The 2,237-nt window shown below is 55.4% G+C and carries 2 protein-coding genes; both read left to right on the forward strand.

The features are described from left to right. Positions 1-299 (forward strand): hypothetical protein (locus tag NKH35_RS31475; protein ID WP_352917548.1); only part of this gene is annotated, 299 nt, incomplete at its 5' end. Positions 300-1,300: 1,001 nt separating this feature from the next. Then, on the forward strand, positions 1,301-2,047 hold the full coding sequence (locus NKH35_RS31480) for a Crp/Fnr family transcriptional regulator (protein WP_023699539.1): 747 nt from the start codon (positions 1,301-1,303) through the stop codon (positions 2,045-2,047). Positions 2,048-2,237: the final 190 nt, after the last annotated feature.

Raw genomic sequence — 2,237 nt, forward strand, 5'->3', positions numbered from 1 at the left:
CGGCACAGCCGGCAGGCCGAAATCAGGAAGCCGTCGGTGCGGCGCCAGGAAGTCAAGCCCTTGATGTTCAGAGAAAACTGGTGCCCAGAGGCGGAATTCAAGTGAAGAAAATCCCGTTTTGCTTTCAGATACTTAGGGGAATGTTAGCCGCATCTGATACCAACACAAATACCAACAAAATATTCCTGTGGATTGGTTCGGTTCCTGCTATTTCTCTCAATGCCTTGCACCTGCACCTTGTCTCTTCCGGTTTAGTCTACATCCTTCTTGGTCATACCTCATCATGCGGGGTCGAGTGAAGACCACGGCTGGCCAAGACGACTTAATCAGAACGGATGGCCATTGCGCTCAATATCGGGATCGCTTTAGGCGGTTTCTGAAAGCCGACATCGTGCGAAGAACAGGTGGCTATTTACGGGTCCTGAGACCTTGGCCCATACACCGCTTTGTAGGGTGGACGCGGCGCAACGAAAAGCGCGGCCAGCCGTTCCTCATGTTGCTTGACCAGTGAGGCAGCAATAACAGGTAACTCTGCGGCGGACCGGTGTAGTCGTCGAGGTCGATCGGATTAGACTTCATAGGTGGTCCGTCGACGCGTAGTAGACGGTCTCGTCCTACCAGCAGCCCAGCTTGGCCCAGTGCATTCTGGCTTTGCAGGCGCATGGCGGCAGAAATGATCTCGCCAGTGCCTGATACCGCCCTTGGCGATTTGGCCCTTGGTGAAGGCGAACTCCAATTCAACGCAGCCGAGAGACAGGATGTCGATTTGATGTCGGTCAATTGCGTAGCAGGCCATGGCATCGACCAACGCTGTCATATAACTGGCATAGTAGGATCGGTGCCTCGGAGGTGCCGGGCCACATCCCACCCGCTTGGGCCGTCCCCAAGTCTGATATCTGTCAGGAGAGCCACAACTCGCTCCGGCTCACGATCGAAAGTCGCAATCGCTTGAAGGCCCTTTTAAGCCGGCGACCACCTCGAACCCGGCCTCCCGGAGAGAGTTCTCGACGTCTCCACGATCAGCACGGAACCCGATGACATTGAAAGCCTGCTTCGTGCGCCCCAACAGTTGAACGGCTGCGAACTCTTAAGGTTCCTGGCGCGCAATAGCACTCGTTAATCCGGTGGAAAGCAGGTTGTGATCCAGCCGTTTCGAACAGGTTGCGGCAGGCGAAAAGGATTGAGGACAGCTGAACTTTGCGCGCATCATCGACGCACTGACCATTGGCCTTCGTCTCCTCTAGGCAGCGGGAACATTAGCGCCAACTAAAAGTTGGGAGCAAACACGAACAGGTTCTTGATGGCACATGATCATTCTTTCAAAATGTTGATCCGCAAGCTCCAAGCCATCTCGGAACTCGCAGAATCAGACATTGCGACCTTGGGGAACATCTCGATTCAGGAGAAGAGATATCAGGCCAACGAAGACATTCTGCGCGAGGGCGATAAGCCGAGCCTTTCGTTCGTCGTTCTTGAAGGCTTAATAGGGTCGATCAAACTAACCGGGGAGGGGAAGCGTCAAATCTCCTCCTTTTTTGTTCCGGGCGACATTCCCGACCTGCATGGTTTGCATTTGTCGGTCATGGATTGCACTTTCACCCCTCTCATGCCCGCTAGGGTGGGCTTCATGCGGCACGACGAACTTCGCGCCGTTTGCGACCAGCACTCTTCGATAACGAGAGTGTTTTGGCGCTCGACGGTGATCGATGCGGCGATCTATCGAGAGTGGGTCACCAACGTCGGTAGGCGCGACGCCTACTCGCGTATGGCTCACATTCTTTGCGAACTCATTGTTCGCCTTCGCTCGGTAGGCCGCATTGAAGATCATGTGGCCTATCTCCCCATAACGCAGGCTGCACTTGGCGACGCACTTGGCCTCTCTACCGTGCACGTGAACCGAGTGCTTCAGGACCTTAGACGCGACGGTCTGATATCCACCGTTGGCTCGCGTTTTCATGCGACCGACTGGGCAGGGCTCGTTCGCGCCGCAGATTTTGACTCTACCTATCTTCATCAAAGGGCTGCGCAGACGGGTGCCGGTTTCTGATCCTGCTGGGTCGCTCATGATCCGTTGAGCCCTCGCGATCCTCAAAACCGAATCTCCTGTAGAACCCGCACTCCAACAGGAATGTCGATCACCGCTTGAGAACTGGACCGCAGACTTACCTAGCGACGGCATGGCTTCTCAAAGATACGACCTCAGGAGGGACTCGACGCAACCTGAGCGGTGGTTGCCG

This window comes from Mesorhizobium sp. M1143 (assembly GCF_040318435.1).
Classification (GTDB): Bacteria; Pseudomonadota; Alphaproteobacteria; order Rhizobiales; family Rhizobiaceae; genus Mesorhizobium.